General features: G+C 72.0%; 22 protein-coding genes. 16 read left to right on the top strand and 6 right to left on the bottom strand.

Annotated features, from left to right (window positions below):
- Positions 1-47: 47 nt before the first annotated feature.
- Together ACTWPP_RS39620 and ACTWPP_RS39615 are read left to right on the top strand one after the other, a co-directional pair.
- Positions 48-1,493 carry an amidohydrolase family protein gene (locus ACTWPP_RS39620; RefSeq protein WP_443109601.1) on the top strand — a complete coding sequence of 482 codons (1,446 nt, stop codon included), beginning with the start codon at positions 48-50 and terminating at the stop codon, positions 1,491-1,493.
- Positions 1,494-1,683: 190 nt separating this feature from the next.
- Entirely contained in the window at positions 1,684-3,492 is a 1,809-nt protein-coding gene (locus ACTWPP_RS39615; protein WP_443109600.1) for a feruloyl-CoA synthase, read from the top strand.
- A 46-nt stretch (positions 3,493-3,538) separates the two neighbouring features.
- On the opposite strand, the gene ACTWPP_RS39610 is transcribed toward ACTWPP_RS39615, so the two are convergent.
- The 3 genes from ACTWPP_RS39610 to ACTWPP_RS39600 all read right to left on the bottom strand — a co-directional run bounded on the left by ACTWPP_RS39610 (position 3,539) and on the right by ACTWPP_RS39600 (position 6,258).
- Complete coding sequence (locus tag ACTWPP_RS39610; protein WP_443109599.1) at positions 3,539-4,375, bottom strand: undecaprenyl-diphosphate phosphatase; 837 nt, start codon at positions 4,373-4,375, stop codon at positions 3,539-3,541.
- Between the two features lie 203 nt (positions 4,376-4,578).
- A complete protein-coding gene (locus ACTWPP_RS39605; RefSeq protein ID WP_443109598.1) occupies positions 4,579-5,700 on the bottom strand; it encodes a 5-methyltetrahydropteroyltriglutamate--homocysteine S-methyltransferase in 1,122 nt (373 codons plus the stop codon).
- A 165-nt stretch (positions 5,701-5,865) separates the two neighbouring features.
- A complete protein-coding gene (locus ACTWPP_RS39600) occupies positions 5,866-6,258 on the bottom strand; it encodes a nuclear transport factor 2 family protein (protein ID WP_443109597.1) in 393 nt (130 codons plus the stop codon).
- A gap of 173 nt (positions 6,259-6,431) precedes the next feature.
- Between ACTWPP_RS39600 and ACTWPP_RS39595 the strand changes: the two genes are divergently transcribed.
- A complete protein-coding gene (locus tag ACTWPP_RS39595) occupies positions 6,432-7,277 on the top strand; it encodes an LLM class F420-dependent oxidoreductase (protein ID WP_443109596.1) in 846 nt (281 codons plus the stop codon).
- Between the two features lie 72 nt (positions 7,278-7,349).
- Here ACTWPP_RS39595 and ACTWPP_RS39590 read toward each other — a convergent pair whose 3' ends face one another.
- The 3 genes from ACTWPP_RS39590 to ACTWPP_RS39580 form a co-directional block, all read right to left on the bottom strand.
- Complete coding sequence (locus ACTWPP_RS39590) at positions 7,350-8,327, bottom strand: S1C family serine protease (protein WP_443109595.1); 978 nt, start codon at positions 8,325-8,327, stop codon at positions 7,350-7,352.
- Between the two features lie 158 nt (positions 8,328-8,485).
- The gene (locus tag ACTWPP_RS39585; RefSeq protein ID WP_443109594.1) at positions 8,486-9,193 is read right to left on the bottom strand and encodes a DUF2267 domain-containing protein; all 708 of its coding nucleotides are present in this window, start codon (positions 9,191-9,193) and stop codon (positions 8,486-8,488) included.
- Positions 9,194-9,205: 12 nt separating this feature from the next.
- Positions 9,206-10,099 carry a sigma-70 family RNA polymerase sigma factor gene (locus ACTWPP_RS39580; protein WP_443109593.1) on the bottom strand — a complete coding sequence of 298 codons (894 nt, stop codon included), beginning with the start codon at positions 10,097-10,099 and terminating at the stop codon, positions 9,206-9,208.
- A gap of 357 nt (positions 10,100-10,456) precedes the next feature.
- On the opposite strand from ACTWPP_RS39580, the gene ACTWPP_RS39575 reads away from it, so the two are divergent.
- The 13 genes from ACTWPP_RS39575 to ACTWPP_RS39515 are packed head-to-tail and all read left to right on the top strand — an operon-like array spanning position 10,457 to position 20,763.
- On the top strand, positions 10,457-11,239 hold the full coding sequence (locus ACTWPP_RS39575) for a 2-keto-4-pentenoate hydratase (protein WP_443109592.1): 783 nt from the start codon (positions 10,457-10,459) through the stop codon (positions 11,237-11,239).
- Between the two features lie 47 nt (positions 11,240-11,286).
- Entirely contained in the window at positions 11,287-12,279 is a 993-nt protein-coding gene (locus ACTWPP_RS39570; protein WP_443109591.1) for an ABC transporter substrate-binding protein, read from the top strand.
- An 18-nt stretch (positions 12,280-12,297) separates the two neighbouring features.
- The gene (locus tag ACTWPP_RS39565) at positions 12,298-13,227 is read left to right on the top strand and encodes an ABC transporter permease (protein ID WP_443109590.1); all 930 of its coding nucleotides are present in this window, start codon (positions 12,298-12,300) and stop codon (positions 13,225-13,227) included.
- A complete protein-coding gene (locus ACTWPP_RS39560) occupies positions 13,224-14,012 on the top strand; it encodes an ABC transporter permease (RefSeq protein ID WP_443109589.1) in 789 nt (262 codons plus the stop codon). Before ACTWPP_RS39565 ends, ACTWPP_RS39560 begins: the two co-directional genes overlap by 4 nt.
- On the top strand, positions 14,009-14,935 hold the full coding sequence (locus ACTWPP_RS39555) for an ABC transporter ATP-binding protein (protein WP_443109588.1): 927 nt from the start codon (positions 14,009-14,011) through the stop codon (positions 14,933-14,935). Before ACTWPP_RS39560 ends, ACTWPP_RS39555 begins: the two co-directional genes overlap by 4 nt.
- A complete protein-coding gene (locus ACTWPP_RS39550; protein ID WP_443109587.1) occupies positions 14,932-15,801 on the top strand; it encodes a creatininase family protein in 870 nt (289 codons plus the stop codon). Before ACTWPP_RS39555 ends, ACTWPP_RS39550 begins: the two co-directional genes overlap by 4 nt.
- A complete protein-coding gene (locus ACTWPP_RS39545; RefSeq protein ID WP_443109586.1) occupies positions 15,794-16,642 on the top strand; it encodes a hypothetical protein in 849 nt (282 codons plus the stop codon). Before ACTWPP_RS39550 ends, ACTWPP_RS39545 begins: the two co-directional genes overlap by 8 nt.
- A gap of 32 nt (positions 16,643-16,674) precedes the next feature.
- Entirely contained in the window at positions 16,675-17,004 is a 330-nt protein-coding gene (locus tag ACTWPP_RS39540) for an extradiol ring-cleavage dioxygenase (protein ID WP_443109584.1), read from the top strand.
- Entirely contained in the window at positions 16,997-18,118 is a 1,122-nt protein-coding gene (locus tag ACTWPP_RS39535; protein WP_443109583.1) for an amidohydrolase family protein, read from the top strand. Before ACTWPP_RS39540 ends, ACTWPP_RS39535 begins: the two co-directional genes overlap by 8 nt.
- Positions 18,115-18,504 carry a hypothetical protein gene (locus ACTWPP_RS39530; RefSeq protein WP_443109582.1) on the top strand — a complete coding sequence of 130 codons (390 nt, stop codon included), beginning with the start codon at positions 18,115-18,117 and terminating at the stop codon, positions 18,502-18,504. Before ACTWPP_RS39535 ends, ACTWPP_RS39530 begins: the two co-directional genes overlap by 4 nt.
- Complete coding sequence (locus tag ACTWPP_RS39525; RefSeq protein WP_443109581.1) at positions 18,501-19,127, top strand: cysteine hydrolase family protein; 627 nt, start codon at positions 18,501-18,503, stop codon at positions 19,125-19,127. Before ACTWPP_RS39530 ends, ACTWPP_RS39525 begins: the two co-directional genes overlap by 4 nt.
- Positions 19,127-19,333, top strand: a complete 207-nt coding sequence (locus ACTWPP_RS39520; protein WP_443109580.1) for a 2-hydroxymuconate tautomerase — start codon at positions 19,127-19,129, stop codon at positions 19,331-19,333. Before ACTWPP_RS39525 ends, ACTWPP_RS39520 begins: the two co-directional genes overlap by 1 nt.
- The gene (locus tag ACTWPP_RS39515) at positions 19,324-20,763 is read left to right on the top strand and encodes an aldehyde dehydrogenase (protein WP_443109579.1); all 1,440 of its coding nucleotides are present in this window, start codon (positions 19,324-19,326) and stop codon (positions 20,761-20,763) included. Before ACTWPP_RS39520 ends, ACTWPP_RS39515 begins: the two co-directional genes overlap by 10 nt.
- Positions 20,764-20,874 lie beyond the last annotated feature (111 nt).

Raw genomic sequence — 20,874 nt, 5'->3', positions numbered from 1 at the left:
AGGGGCGGCGAGCCGGTAGAGCGTCCCGAGGACGAGGAGTGCAAGCGATGCCGAACACGACGAGCGAGTTCGGGCCGGGCCGCCCCGTGGTGCTGCGCGGCGGCACGGTCCTGCCGATGACCGACGGGCGCGAGGTCCTCGACCGCGCCGACGTCCTCATCACCGGAGACAAGATCACCGCGGTGGGCCCGGACCTCCAGGTCCCGGACGGGACCGCCGAGATCGACGCGACCGACGGCATCGTGATGCCCGGGATGATCGACACCCACCGGCACATGTGGCAGACCGCCATGCGCGGCTACGGCGCCGACTGGACGCTGACCCAGTACTTCGTCTGGTACTACCTGGAGCACGGGAAGCGGTTCCGTCCCGACGACGTCCACGCGGGCAACGTGCTCGCCGCCCTGGAGGCCATCGAGGCCGGCGTCACCACGGTCGTCGACTGGTCGCACGGCCTGCAGACCCTCGACCACGCCGACGCCGCCGTGGACGCGCTGCGCTCGGTGCCCGGACGGTTCGTCCTCGCCTACGGCAACATCCAGGCGCCGCCCGCGGAGTGGACCGGGACGCCGGAGTTCCGCGACTTCGCCGCCAGGCTCATCGGCGGCGACCTGCTCGGCTTCCAGATCGCGTTCGACGTGACCGGCGACCCGTCCTTCCCGGAGAAGCCCGCCTTCGAGGTCGCCCGGGAACTGGGCGCCCCCGTCACCACCCACGCCGGCGTGTGGGGCGCGACCAGCGACGACGGCATCAAGCTCATGCACGACCACGGGTTCATGACACCCGAGACGGTGTACGTGCACGCCGCGTCCCTGTCCGCCGACTCCTACCACCGCATCGCCGCCACCGGCGGGTCCATCTCGGTCTCCACCGAGAGCGAGCAGAGCGCCGGGCAGGGCTACCCGCCCACCTGGGTCCTGCGCGCCCACGACATCCCGGTGTCGCTGTCGATGGACACGAGCGTCTGGTGGAGCGGCGACCTGTTCTCCGCCATGCGGACCACGCTCGGCGCCGACCGCTGCCGCATGCACCTTGAGGCGCACAACAAGGGCGAGACCGTCACGCACTGCAGCCTGCGCGCCGACCAGGTCGTCGAGTGGGCCACGCGCGGCGGAGCCCGGACGCTCGGCCGCGACGATCTCGGCAGCCTCCAACCCGGCAAGAAGGCCGACGTCGTCCTGATCAAGAACGACCATTCGCCGGTGTCGTTCCCGCTCCTCAACCCCTACGGTCACGTCGCGTTCCAGGCGCAGCGCGGCGACGTCCACACCGTGATCGTGGACGGGCGCGTCGTCAAGCACGACCACCGCCTGGTGGACGCCGACCTCGCCGCCGCCCGCCGCGAGGTCGAGTCGACGGTCGAGTACCTGCGCTCGTCGATGGGCGAGCAGGAATGGGCGGCCGGCATGAACCCGGACGTCCCCGAGACGAAGGTCCTCGACAACCCCTACACCTACACCGACTACCGCAGCGCCTCGACCCACACCCGCTGACCCGGGTTCCGGGTTTCCGTCACCGGCTCCGCGCCCTCGGAGGGGTGGTCGCGGGGCCGGTGGCCGGACCGCCGCGGCCGTCCAGCAAGGTTCGACAATCTATTGACGCTGCTCAAGCAATCTGTATAACTTCTTGCCGAGGTCGTCCGGGGTGGCGCGTGTCACTCCCCACCGCGAACCGAGGTGAGTGATGGAACTGTTCGCCACACCGAGGACGCTCGCCGAACGGCGCGATGACGGCTCGATCGTCCTGGAATCCGCGCTGCCGCTCGAACCGCACGCCGCGAGCATGGCGCATCTGTTCCGCGACGCCGCCGACGCCCACCCCGACCGGCTCCTCGTCGCCGACCGCGACGGCCGAGCCGACGCCGACGGCGGGGGCTGGCGGCGCGTCACCTACGGCCAGGCGCGGCGCATGGCGGACGGCCTCGCGCAGGCGCTGCTCGACCACGGCGCGTCCGGCCGTCCCGTGATGGTCCTGTCCGGCAACTCCGTCGAGCACCTCCTGCTGACCCTCGCCTGCTACACGGCCGGGTCGCCCGTCGTCCCCGTCAGCACCGCCTACTCGCTCCTGGACGCCGACCACGTCAAACTCCGCGACATGGCCGCGCTGACCAGACCCGCCGTGGTGTTCGCCGACGATCCCGGTGCCTACGCCTCCGCGCTGACCGCCGCCACCGCCCTGAACGGGGCCGGCGGAACGCCCCTCAGCGGACGCGACGGCTTCCGGGAGTGGGCCGCGACCGAACCCACCGCCCAGGTGGACGAGCACTTCGCCCGCGTCGGCCCGGACACCGTCGCCAAGATCCTTTTCACCTCTGGATCGACGGGCCGCCCCAAGGGCGTGGTGAACACGCACCGGATGCTGTGCGCCAACCAGCAGATGCTCCGCCAGACCTGGCCGTTCCTCGCCGAGGAACCGCCCGTCCTGCTCGACTGGCTGCCGTGGAGCCACACGTTCGGCGGCAACCACAACATGGGCCTCGCCATCGCCAACGGCGGCACCCTCTACGTCGACGACGGCAAGCCCGGCCCGCCGGAACTGGCGGAGCGCACCGTCCGCAACCTCGCCGACGTGCGCCCGACCGTGTACTTCAACGTGCCCGCCGGGTACGCCTCGCTGCTGCCCCGCCTTGAGTCCGACCCGGAGTTCGCCCGGGCGTTCTTCTCCCGGATGCGCTACGTGTTCTACGCCGCCGCCGCACTGCCGCAGCAGGTGTGGGACGGCATCGCCGAGGTCGCCGCGTCCGCCGGGTCGTCCGCGCCGATGACGACGTCGTGGGGCGCGACCGAGACCGCGCCCGCCGCGACGTCGGCGTACTTCGCGTCCGGCCGCAGCGACTGCATCGGCGTCCCGATCCCCGGCGTCTCCGTCAAGCTGGCGCCGGTCGGCCCGAAGCTGGAGATCCGGGTGAAGGGACCGTCCGTCACGCCCGGCTACCTCGACGACCCGGTCCGGACACGGGAGGCGTTCGACGACGAGGGCTACTACCGCACCGGCGACGCCGTCCGGCCGGTGGACGACGACGACCCCGGCAAGGGCCTGGTGTTCGACGGCAGGATCAGCGAGGACTTCAAGACTTCGAGCGGTACCTGGGTCAGCGTCGGCACGCTGAAGTCGGCGCTGCTGAGCGCCTGCGGCGGTCTCGTCTCCGACGCCGTGCTCACCGGCCACGACACCGACCGCGTCGGCGCGCTCGTCTGGTTGAATCCGGCCAGGACGCGCACCTCCACAGAAGCCGAGGTACGCGCCGCCCTCGGCGACGCGCTGCGCCGGCTGAACGACGGCGCTACCGGCACGTCCCGCCGGGTCGTCCGGCTCCTCGTGCTGGACGAGCAGGCGTCCCTGGCCCACGGCGAGATCACCGACAAGGGCTACGTCAACCAGCGGGCGGTTCTGGACCGCCGCGCCCACCTGGTGAAACTCCTGCACACCGACCCCGCCCCGGCGGAGGTCGTCCTCCCACGCCGATCCCGCCCGCCGCGACCCGCCCGATGAGTTTCCGGGTTCCGGACGGCCCAGTCCCCGCATACCCCGGGGAGCCTCAGGCGTGCAACGTCCCCGCGCCGAGGAGGGCGAAGAGCAGCAGGCCGATGACGACCCGGTAGACCACGAAGGAGGTGAAGCTGTGGCCGGCCACGAACTTGAGAAGCCAGGCGATGGACGCGTAGGCCACGATGAACGACACGGCGGTCCCGACGATCAGCGGGAGGGCGCCGGCACCCGACGTCAGCGCGCTGGGCAGCTCGTAGATGCCCGCGCCGGTCAGCGCCGGGATGCCCATGAAGAACGACAGCCTGGTCGCGGCGACGCGGTCCAGGCCCAGCAGGAGACCGGTCGAAATGGTCGCCCCGGAGCGGGAGAAGCCGGGGAACAGCATCGCGAGGATCTGTGAGCCGCCGATCAGCATCGCGTCGCTGAGGGACGTGTCGTCCTCACCGCGCTTGTGCCTGCCGTACCGGTCGGCGAGCCACATCACGACGCTGCCGCCGATCAGCGACCCCGCGACCACCCACAGCGAGGCCAGCGGGCCGTGGATGAGGTCGTCGGCGGCGACCCCGACGATGACGACGGGGATCGTGGCGTAGATGACCCACCAGCCGAACTTGTAGTCGTGGTGGTACCGCTCGTCCTTGTCGGCGATGCCGCGTCCCCAGGCCCTGACGATGCGAACGATGTCGGAGAAGAAGTACACCAGTACCGCCGCGATCGCCCCGGTCTGGATGACGGCGGTGAACCCGATCACCGCGCGGTCCTCCACCGGGACGCCCATCAGGCCCTCGGTGATCTTCAGATGGCCGGTCGAGGACACCGGGAGGAACTCGGTCAGGCCCTCCACGATGCCGAGAACGATGGCCTGCCCGACACTGATCCCGCTCAATGACCCGATTCCTCTCCTGACCTGCACCCGTCCGCGGCGAGCCTACTGCCGCCCACCGATCATGCTCGGTCACGAGGGAGATAACTTCACCCGCCGTTAACCGGATGGTCAGCGTGCGGTGGTCTCGTCGGCGACGAGGAACGCCGGCCGGCGCGTCGCGCCGACCGGCGTCGTCCACCCGGGAACCGGCCCACCGGGAATGCTCAGCCCCAGACGTCCTCGGCGGTCTCGGCGATGAGGCGGAGCTTCGCCGCCTGCTGCTCGGCGGTCAGCACGTTGCCCTCCACCGTGGAGGAGAACCCGCACTGCGGCGACAGGCAGAGCTGCTCCAGCGGGACGTGCCGCGACGCCTCGTCGATGCGGCGCTTCAGGTCGTCCTTGGACTCCAGTTCGCCGCGCTTGGTCGTCACCAGGCCCAGCACGACCATCTTGCCCGGGGGGACGAACCGGAGCGGCTCGAAGCCGCCGGAGCGCTCATCGTCGAACTCGAGGAAGAACCCGTCCACGTTCAGCTCGCTGAACAGGGCCTCGGCGACGAAGTCGTAGCCGCCCTCGGCCGTCCAGGACGACCGGAAGTTGCCCCGGCACATGTGGGTGGTGACGTTCATGCCTTCGGGCCGCCCGGCCAGCGCGGCGTTGATCTGCCGGATGTAGCGCAGGTGCAGGTGCTCGGCGTCGTCCCCGCGCTCGGAGATCATGGCCCGCTGTGCCGGGTCGTTGAGGTAGGCGAGGCTGGTGTCGTCGAGCTGCAGGTACCGGCAGCCCAGCTCGCCCAGCCGGCGCACCTGCTCGGCGTAGGCGGCGGCCAGGTCGTCCCAGAACTCCTCGATGTCCGGATAGACCTTCGGGTCGATCGACGCCGGGCCGCCCCGGTAGTGGACCATGTTCGGCGACGGGATCGTCAGCTTCGGCGTCACCCCGTCCCCGGCGACGCTCTGCAGGTACGAGAAGTGATCCGCGAAGATCGTGTGCTCCAGCCGGACCTTGTCGTGCACGCTCAGCGCCGCCGTGGTGAACTCGATGTCCCCGGCGTCGCTGTGGAACCGCACCTTGATCTTCTCGTCGGCCGGGCTGATCCCGCCGAGCTGGTAGATGAAGTCCATGTGCCACGAGGTGCGGCGGAACTCCCCGTCGGTGGCCGACCGCAGCCCGGCCTCACCCTGCAGCCGCACCACGTCACGGATGGCGGCGTCCTCGATCTCGGCGAGCCGGGCGGCGTCGATGCGGCCCTGCGCGTGATCCTCCCGCGCGGCCAGAAGCTCGGACGGACGCAGAAGACTGCCGACGTGGTCGGCCCGAAACGGTGGCTTGGTTCGCAGGGACAAGGCTTGCTCCTTCAGCGGGGCTGGACATGGACGCTGCCAATCTAGGCACATCCGCGACCGTGATCAATCATTTGCCAAAGATGCCCCCGACCTCAGCGATCCCGGTCATCTCCGCATGACCGCCCCCCGGAACGGCCGGACGATCACCCTGTCCCGGCCCCCGGCTCAGTCGGCGGCGACCTCGCGCTCGGCCCGTTCGAACTCCACGGCCATGGCCGCGGCGAGCGCCTTGGCCGCCGACAGCGGCCGGACCATGACCGTCAGGTCCTCGATCAGGCCGTCGTCGTTCATCCTCAGGAAGTCGCAGCCGGTGATCGTCAGCTCGCCGACCCCGGCCTCGAAGAGCAGGGCGTGGTCACGGCCGCCCACGTCGTTGATCTCCCGGATGTAGCGGATGTCGGTGAAGACCCGCAGGACGGCGCGCAGGATCGCCGCGGTGATGGGCTTGCCGGAGTACGGCTTGAAGACGACCGGGCTCGTGAACACGACGTCGTCGGACAGCAGGGCCTCGATCGCGTCGTGGTCGCCGGCCTCGGCGGCCGCTCGGAACGGGTGCATGCGCTCACCTTGATAGTCATATTGTTGACTAGCCAGTAACCAGAATACTGGCAGGCCCGGGCGCCGAGCGCCACCGGCCACCGGGAGCGCCTTCGTTCTCCAGCGGGCGAGCGTCCACCTCCCGCGGAGAGGCGCCTGGCCCGCCTCTTAGAACACGTTCTAGTATCGGACCCATGCGCCATGGCATCGTGCTCTTCACCAGTGACAGGGGCATCACGCCCGCCGCCGCCGCGAAGGCCGCAGAAGAGAACGGGTTCCACACGTTCTACGTGCCCGAGCACACGCACATCCCGGTCAAGCGCGATGCCGCGCATCCCGGAACGGGCGACGAATCCCTCCCCGACGACCGCTACATGCGCACCCTGGACCCGTGGGTGTCGCTGGCGTCCGCGGTCACCGTCACCTCGACGATCCGGCTCGCCACGGCCGTGGCGCTCCCGGTGGAGTCGGACCCGATCACCCTCGCCAAGGCCATCGCCACGCTCGACCACCTGTCGGGCGGCCGCGTCACGATCGGCGCCGGGTTCGGCTGGAACACCGACGAGCTCGCCGACCACCACGTGCCCGCCGGCAAGCGCCGCACCGTGCTGCGGGAGTACGTGGAGGCGATGCGGGCGCTGTGGACGGAGGAGCAGGCGTCCTACGCCGGGGAATTCGTCTCCTTCGGCCCGTCCTGGGCCTGGCCCAAGCCGGCCCAGCCGCACATCCCCCTCATGATCGGCGCCGGCGGCGGCCCGAAGACGTTCGCGTGGATCGCCGCCAACGCCGACGGCTGGATGACCACCCCGATCGAGCAGGACATCCTGCCCAAGGCCACCGCCCTGCGGGCCGCATGGGACGACGCCGGCCGCACCGGACGGCCGGAGATCTCCGTCCTGGCCGCCGCGCGCCCGTCGGCCGAGGACATGGCGGCCTGGGAGCAGGCCGGCGTCACCGAGATCATCTGGGGCCTCCCGGACAAGCCCGAGGACGAGGTCGTCGCCTTCCTCGGACGCCACGCCCGGCGCCTCGCCCTCTAGATCCCGCCCGGGGAACGGGCCTCACCCCCGCCGGCGCGGGGCACGTACCGGGCTCACGCGGTTCCGACGGGGTCAGCGCAGGAGCCGCCGGGCCCCCGCCCGCGCCCGGTCCGCGGGGATCGCGAACCCGATGCCGATCGAGCCTCCGCCGCCCCCGCCGCGCATCAGCGTCGCGATCGCCGTGTTCACCCCGATGACCTCCCCGCGCGCGTTGACCAGCGGGCCGCCCGAGTTGCCGGGGTTGATGGACGCGTCGGTCTGCACGGCGGTGCCCGCGCCGCCCTCGCCCAGGCGCACCTGGCGGTTCAGCGCGCTGACGATGCCGCCGGTGACGGTGCCCTGCAGGCCCAGCGGGGAGCCGAGCGCGATGACGGGGTCGCCGACCCGCACGTCCGCGAAGCGGCCGAACGCCAGCGGCGCCGGGCTCTGCCTCGCGGGGATCGCCACCACCGCCAGGTCGAGGGCCGTGTCGAAGCCCACCACGCGCGCCGCGACGCGGCGCTGGTCGGCCAGTACCACGGTGACCCGCCCGCCGTCCTCGACGACGTGCGCGTTGGTCAGCACGTGCCCCTGCCGGTCGATCACGAACCCGGACCCGGTGCCGCGCGCGTTCCCCGACGCCACCTCGATCGACACCACGCTCGCCTGCACCCGCGCCGCCACGTCGCTGAGGTCGCCGGACCCGGCGTCCACCGGCCCGGCGGTGGACTGGGTCAGGCTCGTGAGCGGGCCGCCGGCGGTCACCCGCCCGGCGACGCCCCCGGCCAGCGCGCCGGCCAGCAGCGCCGCGAGCACGGCCGCGACGACCGCCCGGCCGGGGCCGCCCCTGCGGTCGCGGCGCGGCTCGTCGTAGTCGGGCAGCGCCCACGGGTCGGGCGGCGCCGGCTGCCTGAACGGATCGTCCTGCGGCCACGTACGAGGGGGCGGAGGCGACAGGAGGCCGGGTCCATGCGCATCGCCCAGCCCGTACCGGACGTCGTCGCGGAGACCGTACTGGGCAGTGTCCCGCCCCATGTCGTACCGGGCGTCGGCCTGCGGTGGATAACTCATGAGGCTCCTCACGCTCAACTCTCACTAGTGAGTACTCCGCTCCCGTGCGTTTCGTTCAGGAGAGGGAGCCGGGGAAGGCGTGAGAACCACGGCGGGGGCCGGGCCGCGACGCGATGTCGGGCACCCGGCCGGCCGGTCCGCAGGTCGTGGCCGCGCCCCTACGGGGAGGCCATGCCGGGGCCCACCTCGTCGATCAGCTCGTCGAGCCGGACGGCGAGGTCGATGTCCAGGGCCGTGACGGCGCCGACGGAGGCGGTGCGGACCGCGAGCTCGACACCGTCGGTGCCGCGGCGGATCTCGGGACCGCGGTCGGTCTCGTCGCGGATGAGGCGGATGCGCTCCAGCACCCGGTCGAGATCACCCGGCGGCAGGACGATGGTGCGCCGCAGCTCGCGGGTGTCCCCGGACCACTCCGGCAGCGCCGTCAGCGCCGCGTCGACCTCGTCGGCGGTGAGCGGCGCGGTGTGCCCGCCGGGTCCGGTCAATCCGCCGCCCGCGGCCGGCGGGGTGAACAGGTCGCGCAGGTCGTCGGGGACGTTCAGGTCCGCGATGAGGCCGGGGTCCTGGTCGGCGAGCGCGGCGAGTACGGCATGCGCGCGCAGGCGCGCCTCCTCCGGCGGCCGGTCGGCGAGCTGCGACACCGCGCGCACGAACTCGCCCTGACTGGACCGGCGCGATGGCCCGTCGGCCGGAAGGGGGCCCTTGACCTCCCCTGGCAGAGCGTCCATGAAGCGGTCGCGTTCGGGCTCGTCCAGGGTGTTGGCCAGGGCGGCCACCGTCGCCTCCGCCGCCGCACGTGCTCCGCCGGTGTCCACACCGGCGTGACGGGAGACGAACTCCACGAGCTCCGTGTACTTCACGGTCATGATCTGCTCCCCTCAGCCGACCCAGGTGAGCAGCGGCTCACCGTGTCGCGGGTCGCGTAGCTGTACCAGTGCCTGCTTCTCGAGCTGGCGGACCCGTTCGCGGGTGAGGCCGATGCGGTCGGCGATGTCCTGGAGGGTGTGCGGGCGGCCGTCGCTGAGGCCGTACCGCAGGGTGAGGATCATCGCCTCCCGGGCCGGCAGCCGGTCGACCATCGACCGCAGTTCCTCCGCCAGCTGCTGGAACTCCACCAGGTCCGGCGCCGCGACGGCGCTGGTGTCGGCGATCAGGTCGCCGACCCTGGTGTCCTCGTCCTCGCCGACCACCGTGTCCAGGCTGATGGCGTCGCGGCCCACGCGCCGCAGCGCGAGGATCTTCTCGACGGACTCTCCGGCCTCGGCGGCGACCCGCTCGTCGGTCGGTTCGGTGCCCGCCCGCTCCAGCCCGCGTTCGATCCGTGCGAGCTTGGACAGGTCCTCGATGACGTGCGCGGGCAGCCGCACCGTACGGGCCTTCTCGGCGAGGCCGCGTCCGATGGCCTGCCGGATCCACCACATCGCGTAGGTGGAGAACTTGTAGCCCCTGGCGTAGTCGAACTTCTCGACCGCGTGGATCAGCCCGAGATTGCCCTCCTGGACGAGGTCGAGGAACGACAGCCCGCGATGGGGGAACTTGCGTGCGGCCGCCACGACCAGCCGCAGATTGGCCCGGATCATGTGGTCCTTGGCCAGCGTCCCGTCCTGCGCGACCGCCTCCAGTTCCGCACGCCCGGCCGGACGACGCGGCGTCTCACCGCTGTCCAGCAGGTGGCGCGCGTACACACCCGCCTCGATCCGCCTGGCCAGCTCGACCTCCTCTTCGGCGGTCAGCAGTGGCGTCCTGCCGATCTGGTTGAGGTACTGGCCCACCGGATCAGCCTCGTTCTCCGGCCCATAGGGCTCGGAACGGTGATTCTTCATAACCTCAGCCGCCTCACGGCCTCCCCTATGGCCCGATGCGTCCGGCAGATCCAATCCCATACCCAATGGGACCGATGGCAACCGCGACGCCGACCGGGCGGGCCTCGGTCCCGGGGCCTTCAGACGCCGACCACACCGGCCACGGTCGCCCTGTGAGGAGGGGCTGACGTGGGCGTTCACCCTGCCGCGCCCGCGGCCTCCGAAAATAATCTGTATTGACCTATTGAATATAACCAATACAGGTCTTAGGTTGGGGCGTCACGAGCTACCCGCACGTGCAGAAGACGGACAGAAGGAAGCGCGGCCATGGCTGAGTGGACGATCGACACCACCGTCGGCGAGCTGCTGCGCCGCGAACGCGGCCGCGAGGACGGAGGCAAGATCACCGATCGGTGGCCGGCTCTCGACCTCGGCACCGCCTACCGGGTCCAGGACGCTCTGCTGGACCGCAAGGTGCGCGCCGGGCAGACCATCGTCGGGGTGAAGCTCGGCCTGACCTCACGTGCCAAGCAGCGGCGCATGGGGGTCGACGCCCCGCTGACCGGCTGGCTCACCGACGCGATGACCCTGCCGCCGGGGGAGCCGGTGGCCGTGGGGGAACTCATCCATCCGCGCGTCGAACCCGAGATCGCCTTCACCATGGGCGCGCGGCTGACCGGCCCCGGCGTGACGGCGGAGCGGGCCATGAGCGCGGTCGAGAGCGTGCACGCCGGGTTCGAGGTCATCGACAGCCGTTACCGCGGCTTCGCCTTCGACCTGCCGGACGTGGTGGCGGACAACGCCTCCGCGTCCCGGTTCGTCGTCTCCGGCCGCGCCGTCTCACCCGGCGGCCTGGACCTGGCGGAGGAGACCTGCCGCCTGGACGTCGACGGCCGCACCGTCGACACCGCGACCGGCGCGGCCGTCCTGGGTCACCCGGCCAACGCCCTCGCGCTCGCGGCCAACGGGCTGGCCGAGCGCGGGATGGCCATCGAGTCCGGCTGGATCGTCCTGACCGGCGGACTCACCGACGCGGTCGCTCTGCAACCCGGCCGCACCATCTCCGCGGATTTCGCCTCACTCGGCGTCCTGTCCCTGACCGGAACCTGACGATCCCGCCGCGCCATCGCGCGCCTCCGCACACCTGGAGTCCCGAAATGTTCCTTCCCAACCGTGACCACAAGAGGGGCCCCGCGAGGTTCACCGCGTTCGCGGCGACGGCGGCGCTCGCCCTGACGGCCCTCACCGGCTGCGGCTCCGATGACGGCGAGGCCTCCGCCTCCGGCGAGACGGAGGTGAAACTCGGCGTCATCCCCATCATCGACATCGCCCCGGTGAAGCTCGGGGTCAGCAAGGGCGTGTTCGCCCGCCACAAGCTGACGATCACCACGCAGAACGCCCAGGGCGGCGCCGCCATCGTCCCCGCCGTGATCAGCGGCGACTTCCAGTTCGGCTACTCCAACATCGTCAGCCTCCTCATCGCCCGGAGCAAGGGCGTCCCGGTGACGATGGTCTCCGTCGGGGCCCGCGCCTCCGGCGACGAGATGGACGACGGATCCGGGCAGCTGATGACCCGCGACCCCGGGATCGCGAAGGTCGCCGACCTGAAGGGCAAGAAGATCGCGATCAACACCCTCAAGGGCATCAACGAGGTCGCGGTGGCCTCCAGTCTCAAGAAGCACGGGCTGCAGCGCGGCGACGTCAGTCTCGTGGAGGTGCCCATCCCCACCATGCCCGCCGCCCTGAAGGACGGCCAGGTGAACGCCGCGATGGTCGGTGAGCCGTTCATCACGATCGCCGAACGGCAGGGCGCCAAGCCGCTGCCGGTCAGCTACGCCAGCATGGGCGCGCGCCTGCCGTTCGCCGGCTGGTTCACCTCCGAGCGGTACGCGGCCGAGCACCCCGACGTCGTGAAGCGCTTCACCGCCGCGCTGAAGGAGTCCATGAAGTACGCCGAGGAGCACCCGGACGAGGCCCGCGCGGCGCTGGACGGCTACCTGAAACTGGACCCGGGCCTCAGCGGCGAGGTGAGCCTGCCCGGCTGGAACCCGGAGGCCGGACCGTCCGAGATCGCACCTCTCGCGCGGCTCACCGTCGAGACCGGCCTGCTCGACAGCGCCCGTCCGCTGGACGACCTGTTCGCCCGGTGACATGACGAGGACATCGCGATGATCATGAAGAGTCAGCACCGGGGCGACGCCGGACCCGTCGCCCCGGCCGGCGGGCGGCCGCACCCGCCCGCCGGCGGCCCCGGCGGCACGGCGGCCGCCGCCACCGGGCCGCTCCGCGGCGGGCGGCCGGGCAACGGCCGGCGGGCGGGGCGCCGGGGCGTGCCCGACCCGTTCCTCGGCCTGCTCGGAGCCGGCGTCTTCGTCGGCCTTCTCGAGCTGCTCCCGCGGACTGGCGTGATCTCGCCGGACGAGCTGCCCCCGTTCAGCGAGATCGCGCGGGCGCTGGCCGGCGAGGCGGGAAGCGCCGCGTTCTGGGGCGCCCTGCTCGACACGCTCCGCGGCTGGGGGTACGGGCTGGGCATCGCGCTCGCGGCCGGGCTGAGCCTGGGCCTGCTGATCGGCAGCGTTCCCTTCCTCCGCGAGGCCACCGCGTCGACCATCGAGTTCCTGCGGCCGATACCCTCGGTCGCCCTCGTCCCGCTGGCCGTGCTGCTGTACGGCACGCAGATCGGCTCGACGCTGATGCTGGTGGTGTACGCCGCGGGCTGGCCGGTCCTGCTGCAGGCGATCCACGGGGTGCAGGACGTCGACCCGGTGGCCCGGGACACCGCGGCCGCCTATCGGTTCTCCCCGTGGGCCCGGCTGCGGTACCTGGTCTGGCCGACCGCGCTGCCGTACCTGATGACCGGCGTGCGGCTCGCGGCATCGGTGGCGCTGATCCTCGCCGTCGCAGGCGAGCTCATCATCGGCGCCCCGGGCCTGGGCAGCGCGATCGCGCTGGCCCAGGCGAGCAACGCCGTCGCCGAGATGTACGCGCTGATCTTCGTCACCGGCGCGCTCGGAGTCTGCGTGAACCTCCTCGCCCGTGCGCTGGAGCGGCGCGTGCTGGCCTGGCACTCCTCGGTGCGGACGGAGGTGCCGGTGTGAGGACCGTCCTGCACGGCGCCAGGCGCCTCGGCTACCTGCTCGGGCTGCCCGCGGCGCTGCTGACCCTCTGGTGGACGCTGACCGCTCAGAGCACCAGCTTCTACTTCCCACCATTGCGCACGATCCTGACCGCGTTCGGTGAGACGTGGTTCTCCGGCCGCATCGTGGACGACGTCCTGCCCAGCGTCGCCCGTCTGGCGGCCGGATACGCCGGCGCGGTGGTCCTGGGCGTGACCGTCGGCGTTCTGCTGGGATCCAGCCGCCGGACCAGGCTGCTGGCCGAGCCGGTGCTGGAGTTCTTCCGCGCGGTCCCGCCGCCGGTACTGATCCCGGTGCTGATGCTCTTCGCCGGCATCGGCGACACCATGAAGATCACCGTCATCGTCCTCGGGTCGATGTGGCCGGTGCTGCTCAACACCGCCGAGGGCGTCCGCGCGATCGACGAGGTGCTGGCCGACACCGCCCGCTCCTACGGGCTGACCGGGGCCGCGCGGCTGCGTCGCCTGGTCCTGCCCGCCGCCGCCCCGCAGATCGTCACCGGCATGCGGCAGGCACTGTCGATCTCGATCATCCTGATGGTCATCAGCGAGATGTTCGCGAGTTCCAGCGGCCTCGGCTACACGATCGTCCAGTTCCAGCGCGGTTTCGCCATCCCCGAGATGTGGAGCGGCATCCTGCTGCTCGGCCTGCTGGGGTTCCTGCTGTCGCTGCTGTTCGGGCGGTTCGAGCACCGGGCGCTGCGCTGGCACCGGGGCTGGCGCCAGGCCCAGAAGGGAAAGACATGACCGGTACCGATATCGCGTCCCCCACCGCGGTGGGCACCGGGAGCGCCCGGGCCCTGCTCGACGTGCGGGGGCTGAGGAAGACCTATCAGGCGGCCGACCGGACGGTGGAGGCGGTACGCGACCTCACCTTCGGGATCGCCGCGGGCGAGCTGGCCTGCATCGTGGGCCCGTCGGGCGCCGGGAAGACCACCCTGCTGAAGTGCGTCGGCGGCCTGCTGGCCCCGAGCGGCGGCGAGGTGGTGCTGGAGAACCGTCCGGTCCTGCGGCCGCCCGAGAACATGGCGGTGGTCTTCCAGGAGTACGGGCGGAGCCTGTTCCCCTGGCTGACCGTCGCGCAGAACATAGACCTGCCGCTGAAGCAGAAGAAGGTGCCGAAGCGGCGGCGCGGAGAACTCGTGGCCGAGGCGCTGGAGTCGGTCGGCCTGGCCGATGTGCCGGGCGCCTACCCCTGGCAGCTCTCCGGCGGGATGCAGCAGCGGGTGGCGATCGCCCGCGCGATCGCCTACGAGCCGGCGGTGCTGCTCATGGACGAGCCCTTCGCGGCGGTGGACGCCCAGACCCGCGCGGAGCTGGAGGACCTCACCCGCGAGCTCTGGCGGCGGCTCGGCATGACGGTGCTGTTCGTCACCCACGACATCGATGAGGCGGTGTACCTGGGACAGCGCGTCCTGGTGCTGTCCGCGGCCCCCACGGTGATCATGGAGGACGTCGCGATCGACCTGCCCGCGGAACGGGAGCAGCTGACGACGCGCTCCGACGCCCGCTTCGCGGAGCTGCGCGCCCGCATCTACTCGCTGGTGCAGCGGGCGAAGACCTACCACCACGCCGACCATGCCGACCACACCGACCACGCTGGTGGGGAAGGCGCCGGTAGGGAAGGTGGGGCCGGACAGGTCGCCGATCCCCTGGGGCCCCGGCCATGACGGACGACGATGGCCGCGGCGACGTCTTCGCCGGCACGATGGCCGAGCTGACCTGGCACGAGGTCGACAGTGCCGCCCGGTCGGGAGCGGTGCTGCTCTGGGCCTTCGGTGTGATCGAGCAGCACGGCCCGCACCTGCCGGCGGGGACCGACGTCTACCTCCCCGGCGCCCGGCTGCGCTCCGTCCGGGCGCTGCTGGCCGAACGCGGTGTGCAGGCGCTGATCGTGCCGCCCTACTACTGGGGAATCAACGTCGTCTCCGGATCCTTCCCCGCCTCCTACAGCGTGCGGCCCGAGCTGATGCGGGAGGTCATGGTCGACCTGCTCGCCGGGATGGCGCGCGACGGCTTCCGGCACGTGTTCTGCTTCTCCGGCCACGGCGACGCGCTGCACAACCGCACGGTGCACGACGGGGTCCGGTCGGCCTGCGAACGCACGGCCGTGGACGCGAGCTTCGTCACCGAGCCGGCGCTGGCCCGCCGCATCGGCCTCCGGCCGGACGATCCGTACCTGACGCTGTCCGGCCCCGACGACCCTCCGCCGGACGGCCCGGTCGACGTCCACGCCGGAAACTGGGAGACGTCCCTGATGATGCACTCCCACCCCGGACTGGTGCGCGAGGAGGTCCGCGCCCGGCTGGAACCAAGCGGCCTGGGCGCCCGCGAACTGGCCGTTTGGCGCCAGGGCTTCGAGCACGCCCGCCGCGTCACCCCGGACGGTTACCTCGGCGACCCGGCCGCGGCCGACGCCGGCGAGGGACGCCGCATCCACGCCGCCACCGCCGAGCAGGCCGCCGACGCCATCGCGCTTCGCCTGCGGCGGGACGCGACGGCCCGCACCCATCCAGGACGGAGGAACAATGGCTGAGATCAGCCTCGCCGCGGCCGTGAGCCACGCTCCCGGCCTCACCGGCTGGTTCGGCAAGGCACCCGAGGCCGACCAGAAGACGGTGCTCGCGGCCTACGCCGAGATCCATGCCGCCGTCGTGGAGTCCCGCACCGATGTACTCCTGGTCATCGGCAACGACCATGTCGCGAACGCGCCGGTCAGCGACTACGCCGACTTCACCTTCGGCCTGGCCGGACGGCACTCCGGCCCGGACGAGTGGTTCAAGCCGTGGCTGCGGGTCGCCGACTACGAGATTCCCGGCCGCCCGGACGTGGCCGACGTCCTCTACCAGAGCGTCGAGGCGTCCGGTCCGCGCGTGCGCGCCGTCCGCGAGAACCTGCGCTATGACGACAACCTTTCGGTGCCGGTCACCATGGCCGATCTCGTCTCGACCGGTGTGGCGGTCGTTCCCGTGCTGCAGAACTGCACGGTCCCGCCCGTCCCGGACGAGCGGGTCTGCTACGCACTGGGCTCGGCGCTCGGCGAGGCCGTCCGCGACCGCCTTCCCGAGGGCCTGCGGGTCGGCCTGCTCGCCTCGGGCGGCCTGTCCCACGAGCCGGGCGGGCCGCGTTACCTGGAGATCGACGAGAAGTTCGACCGCTGGTGGATGGACCTGCTCGTCGAGGGCGATCACGAGAAGATCCTCGCCGAGGCGACGTTCGAGCGCATGGAGGAGGCCGGCTCGGGCGGCACGGCGGAACTCTTGTCCTGGGTCGTCGTCATGGGCGCGATCGGCCCGCGCCCCTGCAGGTCCCTGGGCTACGCCGCCGTCGACCAGTGGCGTTGCGGCGTCGGCGCGGTCCGCTGGGACCTGTCGTGACCCCGCCGACCAGACGAATGGACGACCGAGAGATGGCACTTGAGTACTTCGACCCCCTGCTGCGGACCAACGATCTGGTGCAGGAACTGAAATGGGACCGCGAACTGCGGGCCCGCTTCGAGGCGGCCGAGGAGGAGGTGCTGGACGCCTACCCGCTCACCGGCGAGGAGCGCACCGCGATCCTGAACCGGGACTTCCGGCGGCTGTTCGAACTCGGCCTGCACCCCTACCTGCTCTCCCAGCTCGCACGGCTGGTCTACGGCACGGGCGAGAAGGCCGGCACGTCCGGCGCCGCGACCGCGCTGATCAGGTCCCTGCTGGGGGAGCGGTACGAGACCTACATGGCGGAGCGCGGTGAGTGACAACGTGCCGGACGGAGACGAGCCCGGGCACCGGCCGCGTCCGGAGACGCCGGTCATCGACGTCCACACCCATGCGATGCCGATGCCGTTCCTTCGGCGTCTCGAGCGCAGGGGGCTGGCCGACCTGTCCCGGACGGCGGAACGAATCCTGGGCCTCGATCCGGCGGTCTGCGGGCTCGCGCCCGGATCGCCCATCCCCTTCGCGCCCGAGCAGCACGACATGGAGCGCCGCCTGGCCTCCCTGACCGAGATGGGCGTGGATCACCAGGTCGTCGCCGCGCCGCCTTTCGTGTTCGCTTCGGAGTCCGACGACGACCGGCTCGCGATGGACGTCACGCGCTACGCCAACGACGCGCTCGCGGAGTTCGTCGCCGGTTCGGGCGGCCGGCTGTCCGGCCTGGCGACGGTGCCGGTCGGGCATCCGGGCGCGGCGGCGGAGCTGACCCGCTGCCTGGACGAGCTCGGCCTGTCGGGCGCCACCATGGGCACCTTCGGCGGCGGCCGGGAGCTCGACGACCCGGTCAACGAAGAGCTGTGGCAGGCCCTCGACGCGCGGCGCTGCTTCACGCTGCTGCATCCGAGCCGCGTCTCCTCCCGTGACCGGCTGGCGGACTACCACCTGGTGCAGCTGCTCGGCTACCCGCTGGAGACCGCGCTGGCGACGTCCCGGCTCATCTTCGGCGGCGTCCTGGACCGCCACGACCTGGTGCTCTGCCTGGCGCACGGCGGCGGGTGCGTCCCCGCCGTGTGCGGCCGCCTGGACCTGGGCTGGCACCGCAAGCCCGTCTCCCGCGTGACGCGCCATGCGCCGAGCGACTACCTGCGCCGGCTCCTGTACGACACGGCGGTGTTCGACACCAGGGCCCTCGGCCGGCTGATCGAGGACATGACGGCCGCCCATGTCCTCCTGGGCACCGACGCGCCTTTCGATCTCGTCGACCAGGACCCCCTGCGGACCGTGCGGGCCCTCGGCATCGACGCCGGGCAGCAGGCCGCCGTCCTCGGCGGCAATGCCGCGCGCCTGCTCGGTGCCCGGGCGGCCGGGACGGCCGGGACCGGCCGCGCCGAGCCGCTCGGCTCCCTCCGACCCCCCGCCCAAGGACACCCGTCATGAGCACCGGCAATGCGGCGGCCGAACTGCCCCGGTCCTCCCTGGCGGAGGCCGTCGCCAAGAGGATCGAGGCCCGCATCGCGGAGGACGCCCTCCCGAACGGCCACCGCCTCGGCACCAGGGACAGCCTGCGCCGCGAATTCGACGTGGCCGCCGCGACGCTCAACGAGGCGGTCCGGCTGCTGGCCGCGCGCTATGTCTCCCTGCTGGAGTTCGTCGGGAACCGCCTGCACGGAGTCATGCCCGACGACGCCGCCACCAGACATGTGGACGGGCCGGGCGTCCACAGGGAACTGGTGGAGGCCATAGCCGGCGACGATCCCGAGCGCTTGGACGCGGCCGTCGCCGCGCACACCGACCTGACCGCAACCCACGGAGGTGGCGTGTGAACACCCCGCAGACCGCCTTGCTCGTCATCGACATGCAGAACGACTACTGCCATCCCGACGGCGTGTTCGCGCAGGCGGGGCTCCGCGTCACCGGCCTGGACGACCTCGTCGGGCACGTCAACACCCTCGTCGCCGCCGCCCGCTCCGCCGCCCGGCCCGTCATCTGGGTGCGGATGGAGTGGGCGGCGGACGCCGACGTGGGGCTGCTCGCCGAACGAAGCCCGTTCCTGCGCACGCGGGGCCTCAGACACGGAACGTGGGGCGGCGAACTGCTCGGCGGCCTCGACCGCGCGCCGGACGACCACGAGGTCGTCAAGCCCCGCTTCGACGCCTTCCACCGCACCGGCCTGGACGACCTGCTGCGCGGCCTCGGTGTCGGCGCGCTCGTGATGGCGGGTGTGCGCACCGACTTCTGCGTCGAGTCCACCGTCCGCGCGGCCTTCTTCCGCGACCTGCGGGCGATCGTGGCGCGAGAGGCCGTCGCCGGATACGTCGAGGACCTGCACGCCGGCAGCCTGCGCCTGATGGGCACCGTCTTCGCCGAGGTCGTCCCCGTCGGCGACGCGGCCGCCGCACTCGCCGGCACCGGCCGCGCACAGGACGCCACGCCGGGGGACCGCTGATGCCCCTCATCGAGGTGACCCTGGTCGCCGGGCGGACGCCGGAGCAGCTGCGCACACTGATCACCCGCCTGACGGAGGCGGCCGAGGCGGCGACCGGCGCGCCCCGCCACAACATCCGCGTCATCCTCCGCGAGGTGCCCGCCGCCCACTGGGCCGCCGGGGACGTGACGATCGAAGAACGCGACGAGGAGCAGCCATGGACCTGATCCCGCATTTCATCGACGGCCGGGAGACCGAATCCCGCGACGGCGCCCGCTTCTCCACCGTCGACCCGTTCACCGGGCGGGCCTGGGCGGAGGTGGCGCTCGGCGGCGAGGGCGAGGCCGGGCTCGCGGTCACCGCGGCCCGCCGCGCGTTCGACGAGGGCCCCTGGCCGCGCATGGGGCACGCGGAGCGCGGTGCGATCCTGCACAGGCTGGCGGACCTGATCGACGCCAACCGCGACGAGCTGGCGCTGGCCGACACCACCGACATGGGCAAGCCCATCGCCGACACCCGCGGCAAGGACGTGCCGCGGTCGGCGTCCAACTTCCGGTTCTTCGCCGATCACGCGCGGCTGTCGGCCGCCGAGGCGCTGCCGATGGACAGCGGCCACCACGCCTACACGCGGTTCGAACCGGCCGGTGTCGTCACGGCCATCGCGCCGTGGAACTTCCCGCTGATGCTGGAGACCTGGAAGGTGGCCCCGGCGCTCGCGTGGGGGAACACGGTGGTGCTGAAACCGGCCGAGCAGACCCCCGCCTCGGCGTCCCTGCTGGCGAGGCTGGCGCTGGAGGCCGGGATGCCGCCCGGCGTGCTGAACGTCGTCCACGGCTACGGCCCCGGCTCCGCCGGCGAAGCGCTGACCAGGGACCCGCGCGTCGACCGCATCACCTTCACCGGTGAGTCGAGCACCGGCCGCGCCATCGCCGCCGCCGCGGCCGCGAACCTCACGCCCGTCAGTTTCGAACTGGGCGGCAAGGGCGCCAACCTGGTGTTCGCCGACGCCGACCTGGACCTCGCCGTCTCCTGGTCGGTCAAGGCCATCTTCAGCAACGCGGGACAGGTCTGCCTGGCCGGCAGCCGCCTGTTCGTCCAGCGCGAGATCTACGGCGAGTTCCTGGAACGCTTCATCGCCGCGGCCGAGGCCCTGCTGCCCGGCGACCCCAAGGACCCCTCGACCCGGCTGGGTCCCCTCGCCTCCGAGGAGCACCACGCGAAGGTGAGCGCCCACCTCGACGCGGTTCCCGGCGACGGCGGCAAGATCGCCACGGGCGGTGCGGGCGCCGAGGGCCTGTTCGTGCGGCCGACCATCGTCGTCGACGCGCCGCCCACCGCGCGGGTGTGCCGGGAGGAGATCTTCGGCCCGGTGGCCGTGGTCACGCCCTTCGACACCGAAGGCGAGGCCGTGGCCGCGGCCAACGACACCCCGTACGGACTGAACGCCATGGTGTTCACCGAGAGCCTCTCCCGGGCGCACCGCGTCTCGGCCGCCCTGAGGGCCGGCACCGTGTGGACGAACTGCTTCTTCATCCGCGACCTGCGGGCCCCCTTCGGCGGCGCGGGGGACTCCGGCATCGGCCGCGAAGGCGGCACCTTCAGCCGCGAGTTCTTCACCGAGCCCAAGGCCGTGGTGATGGCGATAGACACGACATGACGGGGGCCGGGGTCATATGTCGCGGCGGCGTAGCAGGATGCCCGCTGCGAGCGCGAAGACGAGCAGGTACGCGGTGATGACCAGGCTCGCCTGGGCGGCCCGGTGAGTTCG

It is taken from the genome of Actinomadura sp. 3N407 (genome assembly GCF_052245875.1).
Taxonomy (GTDB): Bacteria; Actinomycetota; Actinomycetes; order Streptosporangiales; family Streptosporangiaceae; genus Spirillospora.
The sequence above is the reverse complement of the archived record's forward strand: the minus strand, read 5'-3'. Positions and strand labels throughout refer to the sequence as shown.

What these genes read in the sequence shown, in the direction of transcription:
- ACTWPP_RS39575 (WP_443109592.1), top strand. Translation starts at nt 10,457, where the DNA reads ATGGCTGAGTGGACGATCGACACCACCGTCGGCGAGCTGCTGCGCCGC.
- ACTWPP_RS39545 (WP_443109586.1), top strand. Translation starts at nt 15,794, where the DNA reads ATGGCTGAGATCAGCCTCGCCGCGGCCGTGAGCCACGCTCCCGGCCTC.
- ACTWPP_RS39615 (WP_443109600.1), top strand. Translation starts at nt 1,684, where the DNA reads ATGGAACTGTTCGCCACACCGAGGACGCTCGCCGAACGGCGCGATGAC.
- ACTWPP_RS39570 (WP_443109591.1), top strand. Translation starts at nt 11,287, where the DNA reads ATGTTCCTTCCCAACCGTGACCACAAGAGGGGCCCCGCGAGGTTCACC.
- ACTWPP_RS39620 (WP_443109601.1), top strand. Translation starts at nt 48, where the DNA reads ATGCCGAACACGACGAGCGAGTTCGGGCCGGGCCGCCCCGTGGTGCTG.
- ACTWPP_RS39595 (WP_443109596.1), top strand. Translation starts at nt 6,432, where the DNA reads ATGCGCCATGGCATCGTGCTCTTCACCAGTGACAGGGGCATCACGCCC.
- ACTWPP_RS39600 (WP_443109597.1), bottom strand. Translation starts at nt 6,258, where the DNA reads ATGCACCCGTTCCGAGCGGCCGCCGAGGCCGGCGACCACGACGCGATC.
- ACTWPP_RS39550 (WP_443109587.1), top strand. Translation starts at nt 14,932, where the DNA reads ATGACGGACGACGATGGCCGCGGCGACGTCTTCGCCGGCACGATGGCC.
- ACTWPP_RS39520 (WP_443109580.1), top strand. Translation starts at nt 19,127, where the DNA reads ATGCCCCTCATCGAGGTGACCCTGGTCGCCGGGCGGACGCCGGAGCAG.
- ACTWPP_RS39565 (WP_443109590.1), top strand. Translation starts at nt 12,298, where the DNA reads ATGATCATGAAGAGTCAGCACCGGGGCGACGCCGGACCCGTCGCCCCG.
- ACTWPP_RS39540 (WP_443109584.1), top strand. Translation starts at nt 16,675, where the DNA reads ATGGCACTTGAGTACTTCGACCCCCTGCTGCGGACCAACGATCTGGTG.
- ACTWPP_RS39555 (WP_443109588.1), top strand. Translation starts at nt 14,009, where the DNA reads ATGACCGGTACCGATATCGCGTCCCCCACCGCGGTGGGCACCGGGAGC.
- ACTWPP_RS39515 (WP_443109579.1), top strand. Translation starts at nt 19,324, where the DNA reads ATGGACCTGATCCCGCATTTCATCGACGGCCGGGAGACCGAATCCCGC.
- ACTWPP_RS39530 (WP_443109582.1), top strand. Translation starts at nt 18,115, where the DNA reads ATGAGCACCGGCAATGCGGCGGCCGAACTGCCCCGGTCCTCCCTGGCG.
- ACTWPP_RS39585 (WP_443109594.1), bottom strand. Translation starts at nt 9,193, where the DNA reads ATGACCGTGAAGTACACGGAGCTCGTGGAGTTCGTCTCCCGTCACGCC.
- ACTWPP_RS39590 (WP_443109595.1), bottom strand. Translation starts at nt 8,327, where the DNA reads ATGAGTTATCCACCGCAGGCCGACGCCCGGTACGACATGGGGCGGGAC.